The sequence below is a fragment of the Paraburkholderia tuberum STM678 genome, from assembly GCF_902833905.1.
In the GTDB taxonomy this organism is placed as follows: Bacteria; Pseudomonadota; Gammaproteobacteria; order Burkholderiales; family Burkholderiaceae; genus Paraburkholderia; species Paraburkholderia tuberum.
Genome location: NZ_CADFGP010000046.1, coordinates 14,103 through 35,606 on the forward strand (window position 1 = coordinate 14,103; position 21,504 = coordinate 35,606).

The 21,504-nt window shown below is 60.7% G+C and carries 21 protein-coding genes and 1 pseudogene; 11 read left to right on the forward strand and 11 right to left on the reverse strand.

What is annotated here, in order from left to right; translation table 11 throughout:
• Window positions 1-77 precede the first annotated feature (77 nt).
• Entirely contained in the window at window positions 78-269 is a 192-nt protein-coding gene (locus tag HWY30_RS30360; protein WP_090812205.1) for a hypothetical protein, read from the forward strand.
• A 214-nt stretch (window positions 270-483) separates the two neighbouring features.
• Here the strand turns inward: HWY30_RS30360 and HWY30_RS30365 are convergent, their stop codons facing one another.
• The 3 genes from HWY30_RS30365 to HWY30_RS30375 all read right to left on the reverse strand — a co-directional run bounded on the left by HWY30_RS30365 (window position 484) and on the right by HWY30_RS30375 (window position 3,161).
• On the reverse strand, window positions 484-1,920 hold the full coding sequence (locus tag HWY30_RS30365) for an IS1182 family transposase (RefSeq protein ID WP_090812204.1): 1,437 nt from the start codon (window positions 1,918-1,920) through the stop codon (window positions 484-486).
• A 246-nt stretch (window positions 1,921-2,166) separates the two neighbouring features.
• On the reverse strand, window positions 2,167-2,565 hold the full coding sequence (locus HWY30_RS30370) for a GFA family protein (RefSeq protein WP_090812593.1): 399 nt from the start codon (window positions 2,563-2,565) through the stop codon (window positions 2,167-2,169).
• A 221-nt stretch (window positions 2,566-2,786) separates the two neighbouring features.
• Window positions 2,787-3,161 (reverse strand): hypothetical protein, encoded by a 375-nt coding sequence (locus tag HWY30_RS30375; protein WP_090812592.1) that lies wholly within the window; start codon window positions 3,159-3,161, stop codon window positions 2,787-2,789.
• Between the two features lie 323 nt (window positions 3,162-3,484).
• Between HWY30_RS30375 and HWY30_RS30380 the strand changes: the two genes are divergently transcribed.
• On the forward strand, window positions 3,485-5,104 hold the full coding sequence (locus HWY30_RS30380) for a methyl-accepting chemotaxis protein (RefSeq protein WP_090812203.1): 1,620 nt from the start codon (window positions 3,485-3,487) through the stop codon (window positions 5,102-5,104).
• Between the two features lie 147 nt (window positions 5,105-5,251).
• Here HWY30_RS30380 and HWY30_RS30385 read toward each other — a convergent pair whose 3' ends face one another.
• Both HWY30_RS30385 and HWY30_RS30390 read right to left on the reverse strand, forming a co-directional pair.
• On the reverse strand, window positions 5,252-5,524 hold the full coding sequence (locus tag HWY30_RS30385; protein WP_090812202.1) for a pirin family protein: 273 nt from the start codon (window positions 5,522-5,524) through the stop codon (window positions 5,252-5,254).
• A 127-nt stretch (window positions 5,525-5,651) separates the two neighbouring features.
• Complete coding sequence (locus tag HWY30_RS30390; RefSeq protein ID WP_090812201.1) at window positions 5,652-6,416, reverse strand: SDR family NAD(P)-dependent oxidoreductase; 765 nt, start codon at window positions 6,414-6,416, stop codon at window positions 5,652-5,654.
• A 152-nt stretch (window positions 6,417-6,568) separates the two neighbouring features.
• Between HWY30_RS30390 and HWY30_RS30395 the strand changes: the two genes are divergently transcribed.
• From HWY30_RS30395 to HWY30_RS30410, 4 genes are all read left to right on the forward strand, one after another.
• Window positions 6,569-7,486 carry a LysR family transcriptional regulator gene (locus tag HWY30_RS30395; RefSeq protein ID WP_090812200.1) on the forward strand — a complete coding sequence of 306 codons (918 nt, stop codon included), beginning with the start codon at window positions 6,569-6,571 and terminating at the stop codon, window positions 7,484-7,486.
• Window positions 7,487-7,867: 381 nt separating this feature from the next.
• Entirely contained in the window at window positions 7,868-8,893 is a 1,026-nt protein-coding gene (locus HWY30_RS30400; RefSeq protein ID WP_090812199.1) for an IS630 family transposase, read from the forward strand.
• Window positions 8,894-8,930: 37 nt separating this feature from the next.
• Window positions 8,931-9,263: a GGDEF domain-containing protein gene (locus HWY30_RS30405; protein ID WP_090812198.1), complete on the forward strand. Its 333-nt coding sequence runs from the start codon at window positions 8,931-8,933 to the stop codon at window positions 9,261-9,263.
• A 4-nt stretch (window positions 9,264-9,267) separates the two neighbouring features.
• Window positions 9,268-9,408: a diguanylate cyclase gene (locus HWY30_RS30410; RefSeq protein WP_143037333.1), complete on the forward strand. Its 141-nt coding sequence runs from the start codon at window positions 9,268-9,270 to the stop codon at window positions 9,406-9,408.
• Window positions 9,409-9,581: 173 nt separating this feature from the next.
• Here HWY30_RS30410 and HWY30_RS30415 read toward each other — a convergent pair whose 3' ends face one another.
• The 4 genes and pseudogenes from HWY30_RS30415 to HWY30_RS30430 form a co-directional block, all read right to left on the reverse strand.
• Entirely contained in the window at window positions 9,582-12,080 is a 2,499-nt protein-coding gene (locus HWY30_RS30415) for a mechanosensitive ion channel family protein (RefSeq protein ID WP_244145069.1), read from the reverse strand.
• Window positions 12,081-12,416: 336 nt separating this feature from the next.
• On the reverse strand, window positions 12,417-13,538 hold the full coding sequence (locus HWY30_RS30420; protein WP_090812196.1) for a BamA/TamA family outer membrane protein: 1,122 nt from the start codon (window positions 13,536-13,538) through the stop codon (window positions 12,417-12,419).
• A 238-nt stretch (window positions 13,539-13,776) separates the two neighbouring features.
• Window positions 13,777-14,069: pseudogene (locus HWY30_RS30425) on the reverse strand (OB-fold nucleic acid binding domain-containing protein); the annotation flags it as partial.
• A 378-nt stretch (window positions 14,070-14,447) separates the two neighbouring features.
• Window positions 14,448-14,669, reverse strand: a complete 222-nt coding sequence (locus HWY30_RS30430) for a hypothetical protein (protein WP_090812591.1) — start codon at window positions 14,667-14,669, stop codon at window positions 14,448-14,450.
• Window positions 14,670-15,050: 381 nt separating this feature from the next.
• Here HWY30_RS30430 and HWY30_RS30435 point away from each other — a divergent pair, with 381 nt between their 5' ends.
• Window positions 15,051-15,323, forward strand: a complete 273-nt coding sequence (locus HWY30_RS30435) for a hypothetical protein (protein WP_090812195.1) — start codon at window positions 15,051-15,053, stop codon at window positions 15,321-15,323.
• Between the two features lie 79 nt (window positions 15,324-15,402).
• On the opposite strand, the gene HWY30_RS30440 is transcribed toward HWY30_RS30435, so the two are convergent.
• Entirely contained in the window at window positions 15,403-16,116 is a 714-nt protein-coding gene (locus HWY30_RS30440) for an IS6 family transposase (protein ID WP_090812194.1), read from the reverse strand.
• A 590-nt stretch (window positions 16,117-16,706) separates the two neighbouring features.
• On the opposite strand from HWY30_RS30440, the gene HWY30_RS41120 reads away from it, so the two are divergent.
• Entirely contained in the window at window positions 16,707-17,009 is a 303-nt protein-coding gene (locus HWY30_RS41120; RefSeq protein ID WP_208524332.1) for a dihydrofolate reductase family protein, read from the forward strand.
• A gap of 98 nt (window positions 17,010-17,107) precedes the next feature.
• Window positions 17,108-17,545 (forward strand): VOC family protein, encoded by a 438-nt coding sequence (locus HWY30_RS30450; RefSeq protein ID WP_176078972.1) that lies wholly within the window; start codon window positions 17,108-17,110, stop codon window positions 17,543-17,545.
• Window positions 17,546-17,959: 414 nt separating this feature from the next.
• On the opposite strand, the gene HWY30_RS43115 is transcribed toward HWY30_RS30450, so the two are convergent.
• Window positions 17,960-18,936 (reverse strand): IS5 family transposase gene (locus tag HWY30_RS43115; protein WP_425199412.1). Its coding sequence is split into 2 segments (ribosomal slippage): window positions 17,960-18,420 and window positions 18,420-18,936, totalling 978 coding nucleotides; the frame shifts between segments, so codons are not numbered across the junction.
• Between the two features lie 146 nt (window positions 18,937-19,082).
• Between HWY30_RS43115 and HWY30_RS30460 the strand changes: the two genes are divergently transcribed.
• Complete coding sequence (locus tag HWY30_RS30460; RefSeq protein WP_208524333.1) at window positions 19,083-19,394, forward strand: DUF3303 family protein; 312 nt, start codon at window positions 19,083-19,085, stop codon at window positions 19,392-19,394.
• Window positions 19,395-20,330: 936 nt separating this feature from the next.
• Complete coding sequence (locus HWY30_RS30465; RefSeq protein WP_090812191.1) at window positions 20,331-21,476, forward strand: mandelate racemase/muconate lactonizing enzyme family protein; 1,146 nt, start codon at window positions 20,331-20,333, stop codon at window positions 21,474-21,476.
• Window positions 21,477-21,504 lie beyond the last annotated feature (28 nt).

Here is a 21,504-nt window from a genome sequence, read left to right on the forward strand (position 1 = left end):
GGCAGCGGTCGCGTGCTTGCCGCGACTCCCCATATGTATCAAGATCAAATCGATCTTCTCAGGAATGAGCCATTGCCATGACAGACAAATCCGATTCGGACGAACTGAAAGGACCCGGTGGCTTGACGTTGCGCCAGATCCACGAACAGGTACAGAAGAGCGTCGAGCGCGACCGCGAAGAGCAGGTAAAGCGTAATACTACCGCTGCGCAACAGGGTCGATGGCAACGTTGGGTACGCTACGTGTGGGCCCGCAGTGGCCGTCGCTAAGATGGCTTGATACGAAATGCGCCGGTCGCGATTGCCGAGTCGGGAGCAAACGTTAATCGCCGAGCCGGGCCGGTCATAGCGTGTCTGCGAGCGGCACGACCCGACCGAGGCTGTGTGAAAACGTTCCGCGGGTAGCAGCGAGAAGTTGGGGTAAAACGCGATCGAAGGAAAGAACTTCGCAGCTTTTCAATTGGTAGCGCGGCGATGGGCGTTCTCACGCCCTCATCGCCTCCATCAATGCCTTCGTACCCAGGATATTCATCGCTCGCTTGAGGTTGTAGGCTAATACGTGAAGGCTCATCTCGGTTCGAACACGTGACAGCGTCTTTGTCAGAAAGTGCACAGAGCCCATCCAGAACTTGAGCGTTCCGAACGGATGCTCGACCGTCTGTCGTCTCAGCCTCGCGGCGTCCGGCGTCTGATCGAGTCGGCGCTGCATTTCTTCAAGTACGTTCTCATGTTCCCACCGCGTGACTCTTCGGTACGGACTCGGCGTGCACTGCGGTTTCAGTTGGCATTTCGGACACGCTGACGGCCAGTATTTATGGATCGTCAGGCCGGCCTCAACGGTCGTGAAGCGCCAAATGGCCCGCTCTCCCGCCGGGCAACGATACGCGTCGTCGGATTCGATATAGACGAAGTCCCGTTTATCAAAGCGACCCTCGGCCTTGCTGTTTGAGGTCAGCGGCTTCGGGACCAGCGTCTTGATTCCGTCCTGCTCGCATCGCAGAATTTCCTCACTCTTGTAGTAACCACGATCAGCAAATGCGGTTAGCTGATTTTCACCAATCGCATCTCGCGCCAGTTTGGCCATCGCGGCTAGCTGGGAACGATCGTGGCCGACATTGACGACCTCATGCGCAACGATCATGTGGTTCTTGAGATCTCCAGCGGTCTGCACGTTATAGCCGACCATTCCTGTGCCACGACCGCTGGTTGCCATTGAGCGCGCATCCGGATCAGTTAGCGAGATCTGGCCGTCTGGAGCTGCACGCATGCGCGTTTCGATCTCGCCGCGTTTCTGCATCTGCGCCTTGATCTTAAATATCTTTTCTTTCAGGTGCGGGACGCGTCCCTCCGGTAGGCTCGCTGGCTCACGATCGGCCCGATCCAGTTTATCCATGTAACGGCCGATACTTTGCTCGAGTTGTTCCATGCGAGCCTTGAGCTTGTGGTCCGTGAAGTTCTTGTCGCGGTTGTTGACCGCTTTGAACTTGCTTCCATCGATGGCAACGGTGGCATCTGAGAACAGCTTCAGTTGCCGGCAAAGCATCACAAACTCCCGGCAGACTTTGCGGATCGCGTTGCCGTTGTCTTTGCGGAAGTCAGCGATGGTTTTGAAGTCCGGCGTCAACTGGCCCGTCAGCCAGATCAGTTCAAGATTGCGCTGTGTTTCGCGCTCAAGACGACGACTCGATTGAAGCCGGTTCAGGTACCCATAGATGTACAGCTTAAGCAAGGTCGATGGGTGATATGCAGGTCGACCGGTTAAAGCTGGTGCAGCACGTTCGAAGCCAAGACTCGCCAGATCAAGCTCGTCGACAAAGACGTCAATCACGCGGACAGGGTTCTCGGCGTCGACGTAATCGTCGAGAGACTCAGGCAGCAACGCGACTTGCTCTCGCGCCGCGCTTTCGATGTATCGCTTCATGGGCCACCATTGGAAAACGTGTTGACTAACCATAGGCGATCAACGTGTTTCCACACAGCCTCGACCCAGAGCTGACGTTACCCATTGCCGAAAGCGGCCGTTCAACGTTCGAGGATAAAAGCCACGAAGAACCGTCTTCCTGCGAGCCTTGTGTGTCTGAGCATGAGCCAACCACTAGGTGGCGGCCCGGGCCGCGCGCAACTCGTTTCGGTAACCATCACAAAGGTGCAGCCCTGCCATTTGAATTCAGCCCTTGGAGTAGCTGCCCTCGTGTTTCGGCAGGGCGTCAGGTACATGAACCCACGGTAACTTGCTCGATGTCCAAGTGTGATGCTCAGGAGGAACCAGGTCCGGCACGTCGAGACTGCATGTCGTAATGTCAATCTCGTCGGGGAAATCGTCGTGTTGATAGGTCAATTGCGTGCCACAGTCCGGGCAGAAAGTTCGCAAAACCGCTTTACTGCATGCGAAGCTCCTTGGTTCGCCATGGACGAACCGAAACTCGGATCGCTTGACGCTAAACCAGGCGACGAACGGGGCCGCAGATGCGCGGCGACAGTCTGCGCAGTGACAAACTGTGGAGTTGAAGGGTGTATCCAACACTTCATAACGGACTTCTCCGCAAAAACAGCGACCTTTGAGCATTGCTCCCTCCGTGGCGTGACAGTCGCCCGCAGCGCAACGATCGTATGCGCCCGCCAATTGTAGAGGTCCGGGCTGAAGATCTCGCAGGGTCGATAGCGCAGGTGGCGCTCGAACTAGGGGATAGCGCCTCGGTCGGCTGTTTCCTTTCCGAGTGTAACGGCGACTGACCGCTTTCGGCTACCAGTTCGAATGGCCGTTCCTGGCCGAGCGGTGACGACTAACTAACCAATAACGCGGCCATCTGCGCCGTAGACTTCACACTCGTCGCCTTGTACCTTTGCTTCGAGCTTCCGTGCTAACTGCCACATCTTGCCGAGAATCGCGACGTCAGGATTCTTGACTACTACATTGCCTTGCCGGAAATCAAACCATGCCATGTTCCCACTTACAGCGGTTCCGGCATGGGCTGTCCAGACGGCCAATCCCTCGCTATCTATCCGCAGGACGTTGGCGTCGCCAACGATCGCACTCGCATAACCGTCGAGACGCATATCTGGGTCGGACTGAACGAGTGCCTTCCACTCGTCGATACCAATTTTGAGTCCGCTTTCGTCAAACCAATTTTCCTTGCGGGTGATGTGGACGTCGTATCCCATATCTATGTCCCCGAACTCGCAGTTAGTCTGCAAAGCAGCATCGTCAGCGATCTGGCAGCCTCGGTCGAGTGCCCGCTTCTGGCCGGCTGGTGCCTGATGACGCTCCGTGGGAGCCGACGCACAAGGGCCCTCCGATACGCCTTGGCAAGGTGGTAACCGAGGGTTTCACGGGATGAAACTTTCGCTCGTATCCGCCGATAACTCGAGCAGGAACCACCGGATGGCCGCCGGACAGTCCGCCGGCGCCACACGGCGCGCCCATACACATGCCACTTCGCACGGCAGCCCTGCGCGGTTTCCATTCATTTGCACGAGGACTCAGGATGCACAAGCTCAGTTTTACGCAGAAGCTTTGGCTGCCGTTGATCATCAGCCTCGTCGCGTTGCTCGCTGTCTCCGTATCGGCGGCGTGGCAGTCGCGCGAGACGCGCATCGAAGAACGTAAGCACGACCTCACGAACATCGCGCACGTCGGACTCAGCATCGTGACGGAGTATGCGGCGCTGGCGCAAAGCGGCGCGTTGCCGGAGGCGGATGCCCGCAAGGAGGCACTCGAACGCCTGCGCGGCGTCCGCTACGGCGAAGACGGCTACTTCCTCGTGATCAATTCGAAGCCGCAGATGGTAATGCATCCGATCAAGCCGGCACTCGAAAGCAAGGATCTCGCGGGCAGCGCCGATGCCGACGGCCGTCACCATTACGTGACGTTCGCGTCGACCGCACAGGCGCCGGACGGCGGCTTCGTCGACTACGTGTTCCCGCATTCAGGCGCGGCGTCGACACAGGCGGTCGGCAAGATCGGCTACGTGGTGCGCTATGCGCCGTGGGATTGGATCATCGCAACCGGCGCCTATGTTGACGACATCGACGCTGCGTTCATGGCGTCGTTGTGGCTGGTCGGCGCGATCTTCGTGGCCGTGTCCGCGGTCCTCGTGACGCTCGTCGCGGTGACGAACCGCAGCATCGCGCGCATGGTCGGCGGCGATCCGGCCTACGCGGCGAACGTGGCGGACGCGATCGCATCGGGCGACCTGACAGTGGCGATCCGCACGCGCAACGGCGACACGTCGAGCCTCCTACACGTAATGCAGCGGATGCGCGACGCGTTGACGGATACCATCTGCCAGATCAAGCATGCGTCCGACAACGTCGCGTGCGGCGCGAACGAGATCGCGAACGGCAACGCGGACCTGTCGTCGCGCACCGAGAGCCAGGCGGCGTCGTTGCAGGAAACGGCGTCGAGCATGGAGCAGATGACGGCGATGGTCCGCCAGACTGCAGACAACGCGCGCACTGCCAGCGAGCTTGCGGCCGGCGCCGCGAAAATCGCGAACCGCGGCGGCGACATGGTCACGCAGGCCGTCGCGGCGATGAAGGGGGTCTCGAACGAATCGGGTCGCATGGTCGAGATCATCGCGACGATCGAGGGCATCGCATTCCAGACCAACATCCTCGCGCTGAATGCTGCGGTTGAGGCAGCACGCGCGGGCGAGCAAGGCCGCGGCTTCGCAGTCGTCGCGAGCGAGGTGCGCAGCCTCGCGCAGCGTAGCGCGACCGCGGCGAAGGAAATTCGCGAGCTGATCAGTCATGCGGTGGGCAGCGTCGGCAGTGGTGCAACGCTGGTCGAAAACACCGGCTCGACGATTGACGAAGCGCGCGACGCGATCATGCGTGTGACCGGTGTCGTGCAGGAAATCGCTGCGGCCGCGGCGGAACAGAGCGCCGGCATCGACCAGGTGAATCTCGCGGTCACGCAGATGGACAGCATGACGCAGCAGAACGCGGCGCTCGTCGAGCAGGCGGCGGCCGCGGCACAGTCGCTGAAGGAGCAGGCGATGAGTCTGCAACGCGCGGCCGCGGCGTTTCAGGTGGGCGACGCTGACGCTAACGGTGGTGCACAGCTCGCGCCGGCTTCGGCGCAGCACCGCGCAGTGTTCGCGTAAGGACGCGCACCGCAATCTCGCGGCGAACCTCGCGTTTCATGGCACGTCTGCGCGTTTTTTTGGACCGTCACCTTGCGACCCGGTTCAGCCATTCGATCCAGCAGTACGGAAGTCGGCTTCCCTTTTCAAAGCGGTCATGCAAGCCCGTCAGCGCTTCCGCAAAAGTTCGACCAACAGGACATCGGTGTCATCCCGTGCGCGTATCGAGACGGATGGCTCGCCGCTGACGGCCACTCCATCTTCCACGTCGATCCGGCCGTGATCGGTGACGAGATAGGCCTTATGCCGCGACAGCAACCTGTGATGCACGGTGACGCCGTCCCGCAGCGCCGCGATGCAAACACGCGCGTCGGCGTTGAGCGGTAAGCGCCCGCCGACGCAGCCAGATCTGATACAGCTGCAACGGCGCGCTTTCCTCATTGCGCTCGGCATGATTTACGGATGCGCCAGCACTCATCGCCTGAACCATGATGTTGCTTCCGTTCCAACGCGTGGATGCGGTCATCGAAGACCGCGTCCACGCGCCTGACGCGCGCTCAATGCACGTTCAAATCTGCTGCTGGCCACCGTCGACGAACAGTTCGACGCCGTTCACGAAACTCGCGTCGTCCGATGCGAGGAACAACGCTGCACTCGCGATTTCTTCAGGCTCACCGAGGCGCGCCATTGGAATCTGGGCAGCAAGGTAATCGGCGAGGCCTTGCCGTTGCGACGCGTCCGGGCCTGCCAGGTCGAGCAGGCCTGGCGTGCGCGTCGCGCCAGGGCTGATGGTGTTGACGCGGATGCGGCGGTCCTTCAGGTCCAGAATCCAGCTGCGTGCAAAGGAGCGTACTGCCGCCTTCGAAGCCGAATACACGCTGAATGCGGCCGTGCCCGCGCTACCTGCCGTCGAGCCGGTGAGAATCACCGATGCGCCTTCAGCGAGCAGCGGCAGCGCCTTTTGCACGGTGAACAGCACACCCTTCACGTTGCGGCTGAATGTGTCGTCGTAGTGTTCTTCCGTGATGTTGCCGAGTGCCAGCATCGAACCGCCGCCGGCGTTCGCGAACAGCACGTCCAGACGGCCCTGCTCCTCCTTGATCTGCGCATACAGCGCATCGAGTTCGCCGAGCTTAGTCGAGTCGACGCGTACGGCCGTCGCATTGTGGCCTGCTGCGCGAATCCCCTTCACGGCGGCGTCGAGTTCGGCCTGACGGCGGCCGGTGATGTACACATGCGCGCCTTCGGCGGCGAAGCGTTGCGCGGTCGCAAGACCAATGCCGCTGGTTGCGCCGGTGACGAGTGCGATCTTGTTGTCGAGTTTGCGTGCCATGGTGTTGCTCCTTCGATCAGTAGTTGGATGACATGGTTGGGTCGCGGCGTTTCGTGTTGCGTGCTGCGATGTAAGGAGAATATCGACGCGCTTATCTTTTCGAAATAGAATGAATCGCAAACCAACGTTGCAAAATTGAAAAGATGGGAGATATGGCCAGGCTGCCCGATTTCGAAGGACTAGCGATGTTTGCCAAGGTGGCGGAGGAAGGATCGTTCGCGGCCGCGGCGCGCGCGATGGGGGTGTCGGTGGCGACGGTGTCGCGGGGCGTTGCCCGCCTGGAAGACCGGCTGGGCGCGCGGCTTTTCAACCGCACCTCGCGCCAGCTGTCTCTCACGGAGTTCGGCCAGACGATCTGCGAGAAAGCCGGCGAGATCTATCGTCAGGCTGAGGAAGCGGAGAGCGCCGCTCGCGAAATGTCAGTGCAGCCGCGCGGGCTGGTGCGCCTCGCCGTGCCGATGTCGTTTGGCCTGCGCTGGGTCGCGCCGCTGCTGCCGGGCTTCTTTCGCGCGTATTCCGAGGTGTCGATCGATCTGCATCTGTCGGATGCCTCGGTCGATCTGGTCGCCAATGGCTTCGACGCGGCGCTTCGCATCGCGGCGCTGCCGAATTCGTCGCTGGTGGCGCGGCGGCTATGCGCGGTGACGCAATACGTGGTTGCGTCGCCGGACTATCTGAAGCGCGAGGGGCGGCCCACGCATCCACGCGAACTTATGGACCGGCCGTGTCTGTCATACGCGTATCGCGCGCGCAGCGATGTGTGGCGCTTCACGAACGACGCCGGTGACGAAGAGTCGGTCATGCCGACCGGTCCGCTGCGCGTGACCAACTCCGATGCGCTGTTGCCCACATTACTCGACGGCCTCGCAATCGCCGAATTGCCCGAGTTCATCGCCGGCGAATATCTCGCCGATGGCCGCCTCGAAGCGATTCTCACCGACTGGTCACTCACGAAGGGCGGCCTCTATTTCGTCACGCCGTCTGCGCGAGCGCGGCCCGCGAAAGTAAGCGCGCTGTCCGATTACTTCGCGCAACACCTCTCCGATCCCTCGTGGCGATGGCCACGGTAATGCGCGAGCGCCGTCGACGCCGGCTGTCCGAGTGAATGACTGTCATCGCAATTATGCAATGATAGATATCAGATACTTGCTCCGGGATGGAAGGCCGCGCGAAGGGACTCGAAGCGATAGGAGGCGCCATCGCCTTCTCTCGCGAAGGCCGCTTTGCGGATCGAAGCGGCCTGCCGAAATCTCGCGTCGATTGATCACTTATGGCCGGGTCCCGCCTCATCGATTGGCAGAATTGCTTTGGTCTTGCACAACTACGACCGGCAGCACGCGACCGATGCGTCCAACGCTTTCTCGCTGAATGCACTTACTAACCGGTGCATAAATAAGCGAACATAAATCGACGCCATGGTCTAAGCTTTAAAGGGCTTAGGGAGAGGCGGGATGCGCGAGGACGACGGCCGGCAGCTTTCACATGCAACGCTTGAAGAGATCCGTATCCGGGCGGTCAAGCGCGTCGAAGCTGGCGAGTCGCCGGAGGACGTGATCCGCACGCTCGGATTCTCGAGGGCGCGTATTTACGAGTGGCTGGCGGCATGGCGCGAAGGGGGGATCGAGGCGTTGCGAGCCAAGGCAATCCCTGGTCGACCGATGAAGCTGTCGTCCGAGGCTATCCGCTTCGTCTATCAGACGGTCACAACGAAGAACCCCATCCAGATGAAGTTCGAGTTTGCATTGTGGACGCGAGACATGGTGCGGGAGTTGATTCGCGAACATTTCAACGTCAGGCTCTCCGAGGTGTCGGTCGGTCGACTGCTGCGCAAGCTCGGGCTTTCACCCCAGCGTCCGCTTGCGCGTGCGTACCAACGCGACCCTGAACTGGTCGAGTCGTGGATGCGCGACGAATACCCGGCCATTGCCGGGCAGGCCAAACGCTGCGGGGCACAGATCTTCTTCGTCGACGAATCGACGGTGCGATCGGACTATCACAGCGGCACGACCTGGGCACCGGTCGGTCAAAACCCGGTAGTCGAAGTCACTGGCGCGCGCTTCAAGATGAACCTGATCTCCGCGATCAGCCCGCGTGGCCAACTTCGATTCATGTGTTTCGAAGGCAGCTTCAAGATCTCCGTGTACGTCGACTTCGTCAAACGGCTGATGCTCACCGCCGATGCGCCTGTCTTCCTGATTGCCGATGGTCATCCGGTACATCGTTGCAAAGCGATCCGGCAGCTTGCCGCGGAATCGAATGGGCGCCTTTGTCTGTTCTTGCTTCCTGCTTACTCGCCAGACCTGAACCCGGACGAGCTGGTATGGGGTTATCTCAAACATCACAGGATCGGCAAGCTTGCCATCAAAGGTCCCGGGCATCTCAAGCAGCGAGTTCGAGCGGTTCTGCGCTCGTTGCAGAAGATTCCAGCCTTGGTCCGATCCATGTTTCAACATCCGTCAGTCCGCTACGCGGCTTGACCCATGTCCGGTTACTTTGTTTCGGCTTAGTAACAGCATGGTTGACGTCCTGTATGAAGACGCCCGCAATGACAAGCTCACCGGACTCATGCGCCGCGCCGCCTTTGAATCCGAGTACGGCCGCTTCCAGGATGGGTGGCTCAACAGACTGCTGGTCATCGATTGCGACAGGTTCAAAAGCGTGAACGGCACGCTCGGGCACTGCACCGCGGAGCTTGTCCTTCAACGGGTTGCCGCCGCGATCAGAGGCAGCGTCCGTGGATGGGATCTTGCGTGCCGGTGGGGCGGTGACGAATTCGTTGTGCTTCTCCCCCATACGAAACCGGAGGACGGAATGCGCGTTTGCGGAGCGCATACGCACCGCCGCTGAGACGATGGAACGGCATGGAGTCACGCTGTCAACGGGCGTGGCCACCAATACCAAGGCAGAGCCGCTGGCATCGGTCATCGAGCGCGCCGACGCGGCGATCGACGACGCAAAGCAAGCGGGCAGAAATACGGTCGTGTTCGCCTAATCCGGATTGCCGTATGCCCAGGCCCCCGGCGCCGCAGATCGCGCAATTGCCGCTCGATGCGCACCGCCAGCTTGTCCGGCTGGGCACCGATAAAAGCGGTAGCGACCCAGCCGCCTGCCGTTCGCTCAGGCTTGCGGAAATTCGCGCAAAAGAAGTCCTGACGACTGAAGCGATCAGAGACGGTCAGTATCGGTTCCGGGGGAGTTGGGCGAGGATTTTGAGCCTTTCTGATCCTCAGTTGGCCGCCTCGCGGGCGGCTCTTTGAGCACGCCCAGTTCCAATGGCGTGGTGGTGGCAGCCGGCCTGCGTCGGGGCTCACTGTTCCCATCGATCGCCTGTTCGCGCTCGTCCTCGCCACCATCGTCAGGCTGCGACCGTGCGTTGGGTCCGCTCGGCGGGGTGTGAAGCCGCATGTGCGGTACCGGCATCTCAATGCCCGCCTCGTCCATCTTGCGCTTAAGCCGTGCGTTAAACGCCCGCGCCACGCTCCACTGTTGCAGCGGCCGCGTCTTGATCTGCCCTTTCACCACCATCCAGTTCGATTCAAAGCGGTCGAGCCCCCACACTTCAACAGGCGCGAGTATTTCGTTGCGCAGACGATAATCTGCCTGCAGATCGGCGCCCACTTGCACAATCATGCGCGACACTTCGTCGAGATCAACGGTGAACGGCACCCGCACCTCGAATACCGCATTGGCGAAATCGCGCGACAGGTTCTTCACGATCTTGATCTGCGAGAAGGGGATAGTGTGAACCGCGCCTTGTCCGTCACGTAAGCGAACCGTGCGGATCGTCAGGTCCATGACGATGCCGGAATGACTGCCGTCAATCTCAATCCAGTCGCCGGCCGAGATCGTCTCCTCGACAATGATGAAGAGCCCCGTGATCAGGTCGGTGACAAGCGCCTTCGCACCGAAGCCGACCGCAAGACCGATTACGCCCGCACCGGCCAGGAGAGGCGTCAGATTGACGCCTAGCGTGGCGGCCGCGACGATCGCGGCGAGGGTCGCCACCGTCGTGAAAACCGCGTTGCGCACGAGCGGCAACATCGTGCGTGCGCGCACACCGGGATCGAGTGCCTTGCTACGCGAACTGCTCGGGCCCAGCGCGTTGAGAATCGCGGTATCGCACAGTATCCATATGAACCAGGCGCCGAAGACCGTCGCGATGACTGTTACGAGCGCATGCTTGAAACTGGGTGTCATCGCACTGTGCTTGATCATTCGAGCGATCGGGCCGCTCCACAGGTCCAGTTCGAATTTAATGAACGCGAGCCACATCAGGAGAGTGAGCAGCGTGATCGCGAAGCGCAACAGTCGCATCAGGTGCGGCGCGCGGCGGTGTGCGCGCGTGTCCCTTCTACGCGTCACGTGCATGAGCAGCGCTGACACGAACAGCGTGAGCACGAGTAACAGCGCACTGAGCAGCGACGGCTGTAATACGTTCTCTTCCGAACCGCGCGCATCGATGATCGCCACGACCGAGGCAATCGCGATTAAAAGGATCGGGATGTGCCATAGCGATGCGAGGATATCGAGCGCTTCCGTTGCGAGTTTGTGATCACGCCTTCGTTTATACGGGCGATTGCGTATCAGATGCGTGACGGGCCGCCGGTAAGCGAGTGCGAAATAACCGATCAGGACCGCCGCCGCCACGTTTGCCGATGCGGACACGAGCCCGGCGAGATTCACGCCGAGCAGGCCTGTGACGACCGGATTGGCCGTCGCGTCACCGAGCGCACCACACGCACCGATCGCGAAAAGCGGCCAACGACTTTGCGCGAGCAGTTGGTGAACGGCGACACGCCGGTGTGCCGTGTTAAACGCCGAGAAGACGATTAGGCAGATCGCCGAGAAAAGCAAGCCCGCGACTATGGCATAGACGATCACAAGCCCCAGCGTGCTGCCGAGCGCGTCGGGCATTCCCCGCATGAACAGCGCCACCGCCACGAATGCAATGACCCATGGCGCCGTACGCCAAAATGCGAAGCTCAATAGTTCGAACGACGTTGGATTCGGTTCGAGCGCGGCCTTCCAGCCATATCGTGCACTGACGCGCCGGCGCAGATAGACCAACAGGCCAGCGCACGCGCCCCAGCCCGCAAGCGTCGCGATCAGGCCAAGCAGGACCTGGCCGAACGGCTCCCGGCTCCCGCCACCAAGAATGGTCCACAACTCGTTAGCCGCTGCGCTCGAACGGGCCGCCCAGTAGTGCAAGGGGGTGCGGCCCTCACTCAGATCCGTCTCGACAGACGCAATGCTTGACGCAATCGTGCCGAGCAGGTCGCTGTTGCCCTGTCCGGACGACACCGGCGCCGTAGGTACCGTGGGTGATGCACTTTGGGTACCTGCACGCAGTCCCTTCAACTGGGCGACCAATTCTTTGCGTTTCGGATCGCTCTCGAGCGTGCCGATCAGGCTGTCCAGCGAACGCGCAAGTTCGGCCTGACTTGCGGGCGTTGGTGCCGATGCAGCCTGCGCCGCCGAGGCTGGCGGCGCGGGACCTCCCGTCGCACCGTTGATTAGGTTTTGCAGCCCGGCGGGCAAGGCGGCGGTCGCCGGATTGAAGGCCACCGTCGCCAGAACGAGGAAGCAGGTCGCGGCCAGCCGAAAGCAGGCGCACTCTATGGCGCGCCACACGCCGGGGCGAGCCCGCCGTCTGACGAAGACCATGGCATGGCTGAATTCTCCCCGCATGCATGCGTGCATGGAGCCCCCTTCCGAAAGGTCACCCCTGTGAGAGCTGGGTCGTCCGGCTAACGCTTTGCGAAAGGCCCTGAGGCGCCCGAACTGTACTTTGTGCGGATAACGGGTAAAAGCTTACATCACCACGAAGCCCCGCCCCTTCCATGCCCCTTCGGCCCTCTCAAATGAAGGACGCAGCGCGTAGGCAGCGAAAGTCTCACCGCGCCACCGACGAGCGGTGGCGAGCCGAGCCCCTGCCGGTCCGCTTGCGGCTTGTGTGCAGGCGCAGACTCGCGCCCCTTTCGAACGTGAGTGTCACGAATATCAACGCCACGCGCTGCCAACCTGAATATAAAACGCGTTCTGGTCCTTGCTATGGGCGACGTCGATCCCGATCGAGACGCCCAGCTTGCGTGCGATCAGGTAACGGAAACCCGCCCCGACACTTTGGACGTTCTGCGCCTGAGAAAAGCTCTGCAACCGTCCATAGGCCTTACCCACGCCAGTGAAGCCCAGCAGCGACCACCTGGGCGTCACGTCCCAGCGCAGCTCCGCTTCAGCCGCAAGCGCATTGCGGTCCTGGTATCGACCCTTCTGGACGCCACGCAGATCAACATACGGTTGCGCATAGAACGGGATATCACCGGTCGAAAACTTTGTGTCCAGCCGTAGCCCAAGGATTAACGTATGCGTGAGTGGAATCCACGTGAAGCCCCGCGCAGCGTACACGTTGTAATTCTCGGTGCCCCCGAACCCTGGGCGCGCGAATTGTGTCTCGAACTCGGCAAAACTGCCCGAGGCCGGATAAAAAATGTTATCGCGCGAATCGTGGTCCACGATAAGGCTTCCGGCGCCGATTCGCTGGTCCTTCTGGAAATGGCCCAGTTCACCGGGAACGCTCCCGCCCGTGAAGGTGGAGGAAGAATCGAAGAAAACGTAACGTACGCCCCCATACCAGCGGGTGTTGCCCATGCGCACAAGAAACTGCTGGAGCAACGCGTTGCCCTGCAGCGTATAGGCCCTCGGCTGGCTCGAGAGGCCGAAGTAGTCCAGGTGCGCATCGACTTTTGCCAGCGCACCGAGGTAGCGGTACCGGTCATCGTCCCAGGTGTGAAAGTGGGCGGCCGCCGCTGCCCACGTTCCGTTTGCCGTATACAGACCGCCCAGCGCGGTGACGTTCGGAGGAACGCGGTCGGGATGATCGGCCGTTGTATCCGTGGCGGCGTCGGCAATCGGCCCTGAAAAGAAGAGCAGTCCGAGTCCAAGACCATAACCGACGGCCGGCTCAGTGATCACGATCGGCACTGGTAACGCGCCTTTGTGTTTGAGAAGGAAGTCGCTCATGTCCAGTTGGCCATCTTCTGGATCGAAAAAGCTGAGCGGCTGCTCATCGGCGTGCACGTCAACGGCCACGGCCGTGCTTGCCACAACAATAGCAGCGGTCAAACGGGCTAGCTTCGACGCAGGATCACGATGCAATGCCGGGCCTTAACAAATGTTCGTAATCTCGTAAGCGTTGGCTTTAAGGCCACAAACACGACGTTCGATGCCAGGATGCGTGGCGAGATACCGTGGCTAACGGGACGGGTGTCGGAATCTATAGGCTACCGAATGCACGAGGACAACTCAAGGACGCGGCGGCGGAGTCGCGGGATCGTGCCACGCTTCGAGCATGATCGTCCCTTTAGTGAGAGTCGCGGCTCGCCGTGGGCAACTTACCGAGCAGATACGAAGCGTCGATGAGTTTCTGAGCCACGAGATGGCGAACTCACCCTCGCGATGCCAGACGCCGTACGCAGCAAGCAGTGGTTCGCCGCGTACCTCGCGTCGCTGCGCCTCGAGCACGGATGGCCAGACGATCACGCTCACATGGCCGGTTTCATCCTCCAGCGTCATGAACATCACGCCATTGACCGTGCCCGGCCGCTGACGCACGCAGACAAGGCCACACGCGCGCGCGAACTGGTTGTTGCGGTACCGCTTCGATGAACCGCCCATGCCCAATCTCCACGTGCGTTGCTGGGCGAGTGGCTGGTTGCTCGCCGGAACAGACGTCTGAATGTCCGAACCGCGGCGGGTGCGAATGACGGCTCATGGCCGGTCACTGCCTCATGCAATCTGCAGCGATCGGAAGGCTGCGATCGGCAGCAAGCGACCCCAGTCGGCCATAGCAGCTCGCACGCTGGTCGTCGTCCGTTACCGGATGGGGAGCGGCCACGCATACGGGCGAGCCGAACATCGTATTCAACGAGCGGCAGGGCCCGGTCACTTCAAGGGTGAGGGGAAGCATTCCTGAATTCCATCCGTGGAGCGGCGGGCGGGCGTCCGGCCGCCAGGCTCGACAACTTACGGAGTTCAGTCGTCCTGCTGTTCAGCCATTTCTGTCGCCACATGAAGTCCATTGTCCATGGCGGCCTCTTCTGTCGCGTAAGCGATCCCCGGTTCGTGCCGCACCTCTTTGATCGCGTCTCCAGTATGGTCAATATGGACGATCTCAAATGTGTACCCTCCTTCAGCCAGTCGGATCGGTTCAATACGGTAGGTGTGTTTGCCCTTGCTAATCGTTCTTGTCGGCACCGATTTTCTCCTTTGCGTCATCTTTCACCGCCACCGATATTCCACGCCTGTTGCTTCTGAACTGTCGCTAATGGCAGGTTAGCCCGCTGCCAGTCCGCCGGCTGACAAGTCACGGCTCAATCTGCCGAAACCAAGCGTTTGCACAGTCGCGCAAGGACCATGCCGCGAGAGTGGCTGCGCATCGCCTTTGACGTGAGCGTTGTCCGCCGCTCGCTGCGCATATGGTTTCAATGGGGCTGGGCTCCAGCGCGGTGGGAATACGGAGTTCCGGGGCCGCTATCGGACTTTGGTCTCATTGGTCTCACCCGCCTGGCCGAGTAGGGTGAAAACTCCGTCGGCGTTTGGACGGCGACATATCCGCAATATCCCCGGGAGTTCATCATGAAATTTCTTGTGGTTACCGCTTCGGCCATTTTCGTTGCAGTGCTTTCAAACACGTCCGTTTGGGCTCAAGACAATTCCGCAACCGGTGCGCCGGCGGCTGCAGAGCATCCCGACGAAATCGTGAGGATGCATCAACAGGTGGCCGCAGCCAATCGTGTCTATAACAAGCACGTAGCCGCTGCACAAAAAGTTTTCGATGAGAAAAAGGCAGCAGCCAAAAAAGAGCGTGATGCTGCCATAGCGGCAGCACATCAGGGTGTGGGCCAATAGGACGGCTTTGTCAACTCGACGAGCACAGGCTATGTTTTTGGCTAAACGTAGGTATCCTGATCAGATAGCATGCTCGATTTCAGCATCCACGGTCCAACCATGCCAGACGGCGAGGCGTTTCTTGAGTATGGCGCGATGACATCGCTGCGTTCATCTGATGTCTGGGCAAGGCGAAGTGCTGCCGGATCGGGCCAAAGCATGAGAGAAATGCCTGGGTGCGACGTGCATCGCGAAAGCCGCACATGTGCCGTTCGCGCCTGCGGGTCGGCTGATGGCTGTTCTCGGCGCGATTGTTCACGCGTGCAGCCGCTTTGACGAATACGTGCTTCACCTGAGCGAGTTCGGGAATATCAGCCTTTGCTGCCCGGTAACTGCGCAACTGGTCCGTAACAATCCTGCGCGGCACCGGGTTCGAACGCAGCACCCGCAGGAAAAAGCGCTTTGCCGCAGCCTTGTCGCGCCGCTTTTGCACCAGCACATCCAGTTCGGCGCCATGTTCGTCGACCGCACGCCACAACAGATACGGCTCCCCCTGCAGCGTCACGAACATTTCGTCGAGGTGCCATGTACTGCCCGGCTTGCGCCGCACCGCCCTGGCGCGCCGAGAAAATCCAGCGCCGAATTTGTCGCACCAGCAACGGATCGTTTCGTATGTGACTACGACACCACGCTCGAGCAACAACTCCTCGATGTCGCGCAGGCTCAGGCTGAACCGGAAATACCAGCGAACAGCACAGCTGATGACGACAGCGGGGAACCGATGACCGTGATAAAGCGATTTCGTCTTTTTCATTGCTTCATTTTACCGCGGCAGGTCCTCTAACCTGACAGCGCCCAACCAGCCATTGGCCCGCGCGGACGAGTCGCTCGATAGCGGCCGTTGACGGACGCTTTCTTGGTGGCATCGTCCCATGACGGTCACTCCTGTTGGTGGGAAAAGCACCAAGGTAGCTAAATTCGTGCGTCCGCTGCGTCCGGCTGTACTCCTTCGTGATAGCCAGACCGGGCGCGGCGAAGTTGGTCAGGAATCAGGGGCTTACGCTACCCATGGTGGCACGTGGCGCAAGATGTATAACCGGACCCACGGGTCCGTATATTCAATAGTTAGACCGCTTCATGAGCACGTAATGCGACCCCTTCGGTATTCCATCAACGTCACATTGGACGGTTGCTGCGATCATCGTGAAGTGATCGCGGACGAAGACTTGCATCATCACGCGGCCGAGAACCTCGCGCAGGCCGATGCCCTCCTCTTTGGCCGGTTGACCTACGAAATGATGGAGGCGGCGTGGCGGCCACCGGCGCAGACGGGAGTGATGCCTGATTGGATGGCCGATTGGATGAAGCTTCGCCCGGACGATCGACGCGGCAAAGAAGTACGTCGTGTCAAGCACCCTGGAGCGGGTCGATTGGAACGCAGAACTCGTGCGCGGGGATCTGGGCAAGGCAGTCCAGCAACTCAAGCGGGAGTCGGGCAAGGGGCTGTTCGTGGGAGGCGTGAAGCTTCCGCTGGCGTTGGCGGAGCTGGGATTGATCGATGAGTACGAGTTCGTAGTGCAACCCAGGCTAGTAGGCCACGGGCCGACGTTGTTTGCGGGGCTATCGAAGCGTGTCGACTTGAAGCTCGTAAGCCGACTGGAGTTCGACTCTGGGGTGGTGGCAATTCGGTATGAGCCAAGAAGGTAGCCATTGGCACATTCGCAAAAGCGGGCTAACAATTAATTAACGCCGAACCCACTTCGCGGGTCGGCTTAATTCAGGCATTAGGCGCCAAAGGAGACATCGTGGCAGTCAAGCGGATGGACAACGTCGGCATCGTGGTGAACGACCTCGATGCCGCCATTGAGTTCTTTATCGAACTTGGCCTTACCCTCGAAGGCCGCATGCCCATTGAAGGCGAATGGGCCGGCCGCGTCACCGGAGTGCATGGTCAGCGCGTTGAAGTCGCAATGATGCGCACCCCCGACGGCCACAGCCGCCTCGAGCTCTCGCGCTTCGACTCACCTGCCATTTCGTCCGATCACCGCAGAGCTCCAGTTAACTCGTTGGGATACCTCCGCGTCATGTTCACCGTCGAGGACATCGACGACACCCTCGCCCGGCTCAGAAAGCTCGGTGCGTCGGTGGTCGATGAAGTCGTCAATTACGAAAACATCTACCGTCTCTGCTACATTCGTGATGCCGAAGGAATTCTCATCGGGCTTGCCCAAGAACTCCGGTAGCCGACTACCTGATGAGCATGGTCACATTGGCGCCTAATAATTCATTCATTCAAGCGGACGTGCCTTCGGCACGCCGCTTAATTCAGGCGTTGGTGGCCAGCCTACCTGATAGCGGACGCTCGCCACTGGCCGGTTTGGGTCGCGCAGAGACGTTCGAGACGCCCAGCGTAGCGCGCTTAGCGTACGAAAAGTCCGTTTAGGTGATGAACCGCTGCCCCGCGATCGAAATCCCCCGCCTGGGGTTGCCGCCGATCCAGGTTGCGGGCGGGTGAGCTTAGGGCTTAGCTGAACAAGCCACTAAGTCGGCGACGGGTCAGCGACTTGAACGTCGCCAAGTGATGAGGCCGAGCCGAAGCCATTGCTTTTCGGCCCTCGCAGGCCTGTTTGGCGGGCACTTTGCCCGCCTTTCGCCCACTATGGGCGTACCGGTGCCATCAGTTTCTTTCGTGAGAGGTAGACGTTCGCCAGCGCGAGCGCGACGAACGCCCGGTTGGCGTTCTTTGCGAGCCCGCGATAGCGCACCTTCGTAAATCCCCACAGTCGCTTCACCACCGCGAAGACATGTTCCACCCGGGCGCGAATCTTCGACTTGTTGCGGTTCTTGCTACGCTGCACCTCGCCAACTTCGCCGCCCGCACGGCGCGTGCGCTGATTGGTAAAGTCGCGCGCCCTGGGCGCCTTGCTGCGGATCAGTTCCTTCTGGCTCGCATAGGCGCTATCGCCGTAGACGCGCCGCTCGTTCCCGTGCAGCAATTGCGGTAGCGGGTGTTTGTCATGCACGTTGGCCGGCGTGAGCACCGCGCTGTGCGCCAGGCCGCTCTGGCTGTCCACACCGATGTGCAGCTCGGCACCGAAGTACCATTGCTTGCCCTTGCGGTCTGATGCATCTCGGGGTCGCGCGCCTTCTGCTCGTTCTTCGTCGAGCTCGGCGCGCCGATGATCGTCGCGTCCACGATGGTGCCGCTTTTGAGCTTCATGCCGCTGGCCTGCAGCACCCGACCGACTTCGGCAAACAATTGCTCGCCCAGTTTGTGCGTCTCCAGCAGGCGCCGGAATTTGAGCAGCGTCGTCGCGTCCGGTACGGCTTCACAACCCAGGTCAATTCCGGCAAAGCGACGCAGGTTCGCGCTGTCGTAGAGCGCCTCTTCGCAAGCAAAGTCGGCCAGATTGAACCAGTGCTGCACGAAATGAATCCTCAGCATGCGCTCCAGACCAATTGGCGGGCGGCCATTGCCCCGCTTCGGATAATGCGGCTCGATCACCGCGCACAACTGCGCCCATGGCACGATCGCATTCATCGTGTCGAGAAACTCGTCGCGCCGCGTGCGTTTGCGGTGCGTCTCGAAACCCGCACCTTGATCGGCTGCCATCGCCAGCGTCTGCTGCTTCATCCTGTTTCGCCTTCTTCGTTCAATCCGAGCTCTATAATGCTTGAGGTGCCGGATCGGTGGACTTAATCAGCGCTGCCTTAGGCTCAGAATGATCCACCGAGGTCGCCCGCCGCCGGGCGACCCGGCAACCGTCAGGGAGGTAAGTCATGCGTGTTATGGTGAAGTTCTCGTTTTCCGCTGATGCCGGCAACTCCGCCATCCGCGCCGGCAAATTAGAAAAAGTCTTCCAACAGCTAACCGAGGATCTGAAGCCCGAAGCCGCTTATTTCCACGCCGAGAATGGCGACCGGGGCGGCTTCTTCATCGTGAACATGGCGGAATCATCGCAGATTGCCGATACCGCCGAGCGGCTCTTCTTTGGTTTGAACGCCAAGATCGAACTCGTGCCGGTCATGAATGCCGATGACCTGCGCAAAGGTCTGGCGGGCGTGCAGGAAACGATCCGCCGCTACGGCTGAGTCCCCCTGGACGATGACCTCGCCCTTGCCGGCCGCCGCGTCGTAGTCGCGCTCGAGCCATAAGCGGGCATAGCACCGGAAAGGAGCCAGCTTCTGATGGTCGCCGCGCAAGATCGAGTCGGCCTCGACGATCTCGGGCACGACGTCGGGTCGTAGTTGAGGTTCATGGCGAAGACGCACGGCCTCCTTGGCGCGTTCTAGGCGCTTCTCGAGCTGACCGAGGATCTGCCGGCCGCGCTCCACCATCCCCCGCACCATGGCGATGCCGTCATAGCCCGATGCCGTCATAGCCGCGCCGATCGGCAAAGGCGGCCGTTTCGTAATCGGGGTACCGTCAAGATTCGGACGTTTGCGTACGTCAACGGCGAAACTGTCAGATTTGGTCCTGAGACTTTGCAGCGAGGGTGTCAATTTACGTTGGAAATACCCTTAATCTGACGCGTTCCCCGCCGGACTCTGACGTCCGGCTGAAGTACGCTTCAACTGGACGACACGCAGGCTTATGAGTCAGCAGTCGGCCAGAAAGGCACGTTGGCCATTCGCTCGCGCAGGACATTCAGACGGCATGACTGCCTCGTCAGGAGACGTTGGCTCGCCAGGTGCCGAATGGCTAAGTGATTCCTGATGACCCATTCGCCGTACGTCAACGTCTGTGACAAAAAGTGTCCCTGTCGCAAGGCCGCAGCGACGGGTTTGAACTGGCAAATGCCCGCGCCCGTTTTCACCGCCTTGAAAGTAACTGTCATACGACGTGCTACTTTCACAGTGCCTCCTCCTACTAATCCCGTGATGCCTCGGTGCCTCACATCGCAGGCGCTTTGGCGCGTAATGTAAGGGAAACTCCGGAGGTGGCAAGCGGCGCAATGTCATATGATAACTGACGTTGCCATCGGCGGTTTGCATTGGAAGCGGGCAACGAACATTAGAGGCGACGACATGCGAATCAGCCGTATCGAAGTCATCAGAGTGGCCATGCCGTTCAGCGCGGGACGCATGGCATCCCCACAGAGGGCCGATGGACCTGCCGATGCGTACAACGCCGCGTCGCGGACGTTACAGAAAATGGAGACGCTGCTCGTCAAAGTCATTGCCGATGACGGCTCGGTAGGTTGGGGCGAGGCGTTTGGACATCTCTGCAATCCTGCGACTTTTGCCGCGCTAGCAGGGCCGGTCGCCCGCTTCTTCATCGGGGCGGAGATCGGCGGGAATCCCGATAGTTTCGCGGGACGCGTCGAAGCGGCGCATCAGGCGTTTCACGCTTTTGGGCGCACCGGACCAATGCTCTACGCGCTATCTGCGATCGACATTGCGATGTGGGATCTTTGCGCCCAGGCGGCAGGAAAGCCGTTGCACCGGTTGCTTGGCGCTATGCGCGATACCGTCGATGTTTATGCAAGCCTTGTTTGCTACGACAACGATCCCGAGGAAGTGGCGTTGCAGGTGCGGCGCGCACATCAGGCGGGCTTCAGGGCGATGAAGCTGCACGAGACGCAGCGCGCCGCAATCGAGGCCGCTCGCGGCGCATTGCCCGACGAAGTCGCTTTGATGGTAGACGTCAATTGTCCTTGGTCGGTGGAAGAGGCGAAGAAGCGGGTGAGCGCGCTGAAGGCAACTGGGCTCGGCTGGATTGAAGAGCCGGTGTGGCCACCTGATGATGCCGCTGGGCTTGCCCAGGTACGTAGCGCCGGTGTTCCGATCGCCGCGGGCGAGAACGCCTCCGGCGTGGCGGGCTTTCGGCAGTATTTCGAGCACCGCGCGATCGACATCGCGCAGCCGAGCGTCGCCAAGATCGGCGGCATCAGCGGAATGCGCGATGTCATTCGGCTCGCGGCCGACAACGGAGTCCGCGTCATACCGCATTGTTTCTACTATGGAGCCGGCCTGCTCGCGACGGCGCACATTGTCGCGACTCTGCCCGGGGATGTCGCGCTCGAAGTCCCGTGGCTTCAGTGGTCCACCCGCCTTTATCCGCAACACGACTTCGGACCATCTTTCACGCTGCCGGCTGTGCCTGGCTTGGGCTTCCAGCCGGACACGGACGTCCTGAACCGACATGCCGTCGATACGGCCACGGTCGCGTAACCGTATGCGTCGCGGACTTTCTGAATAG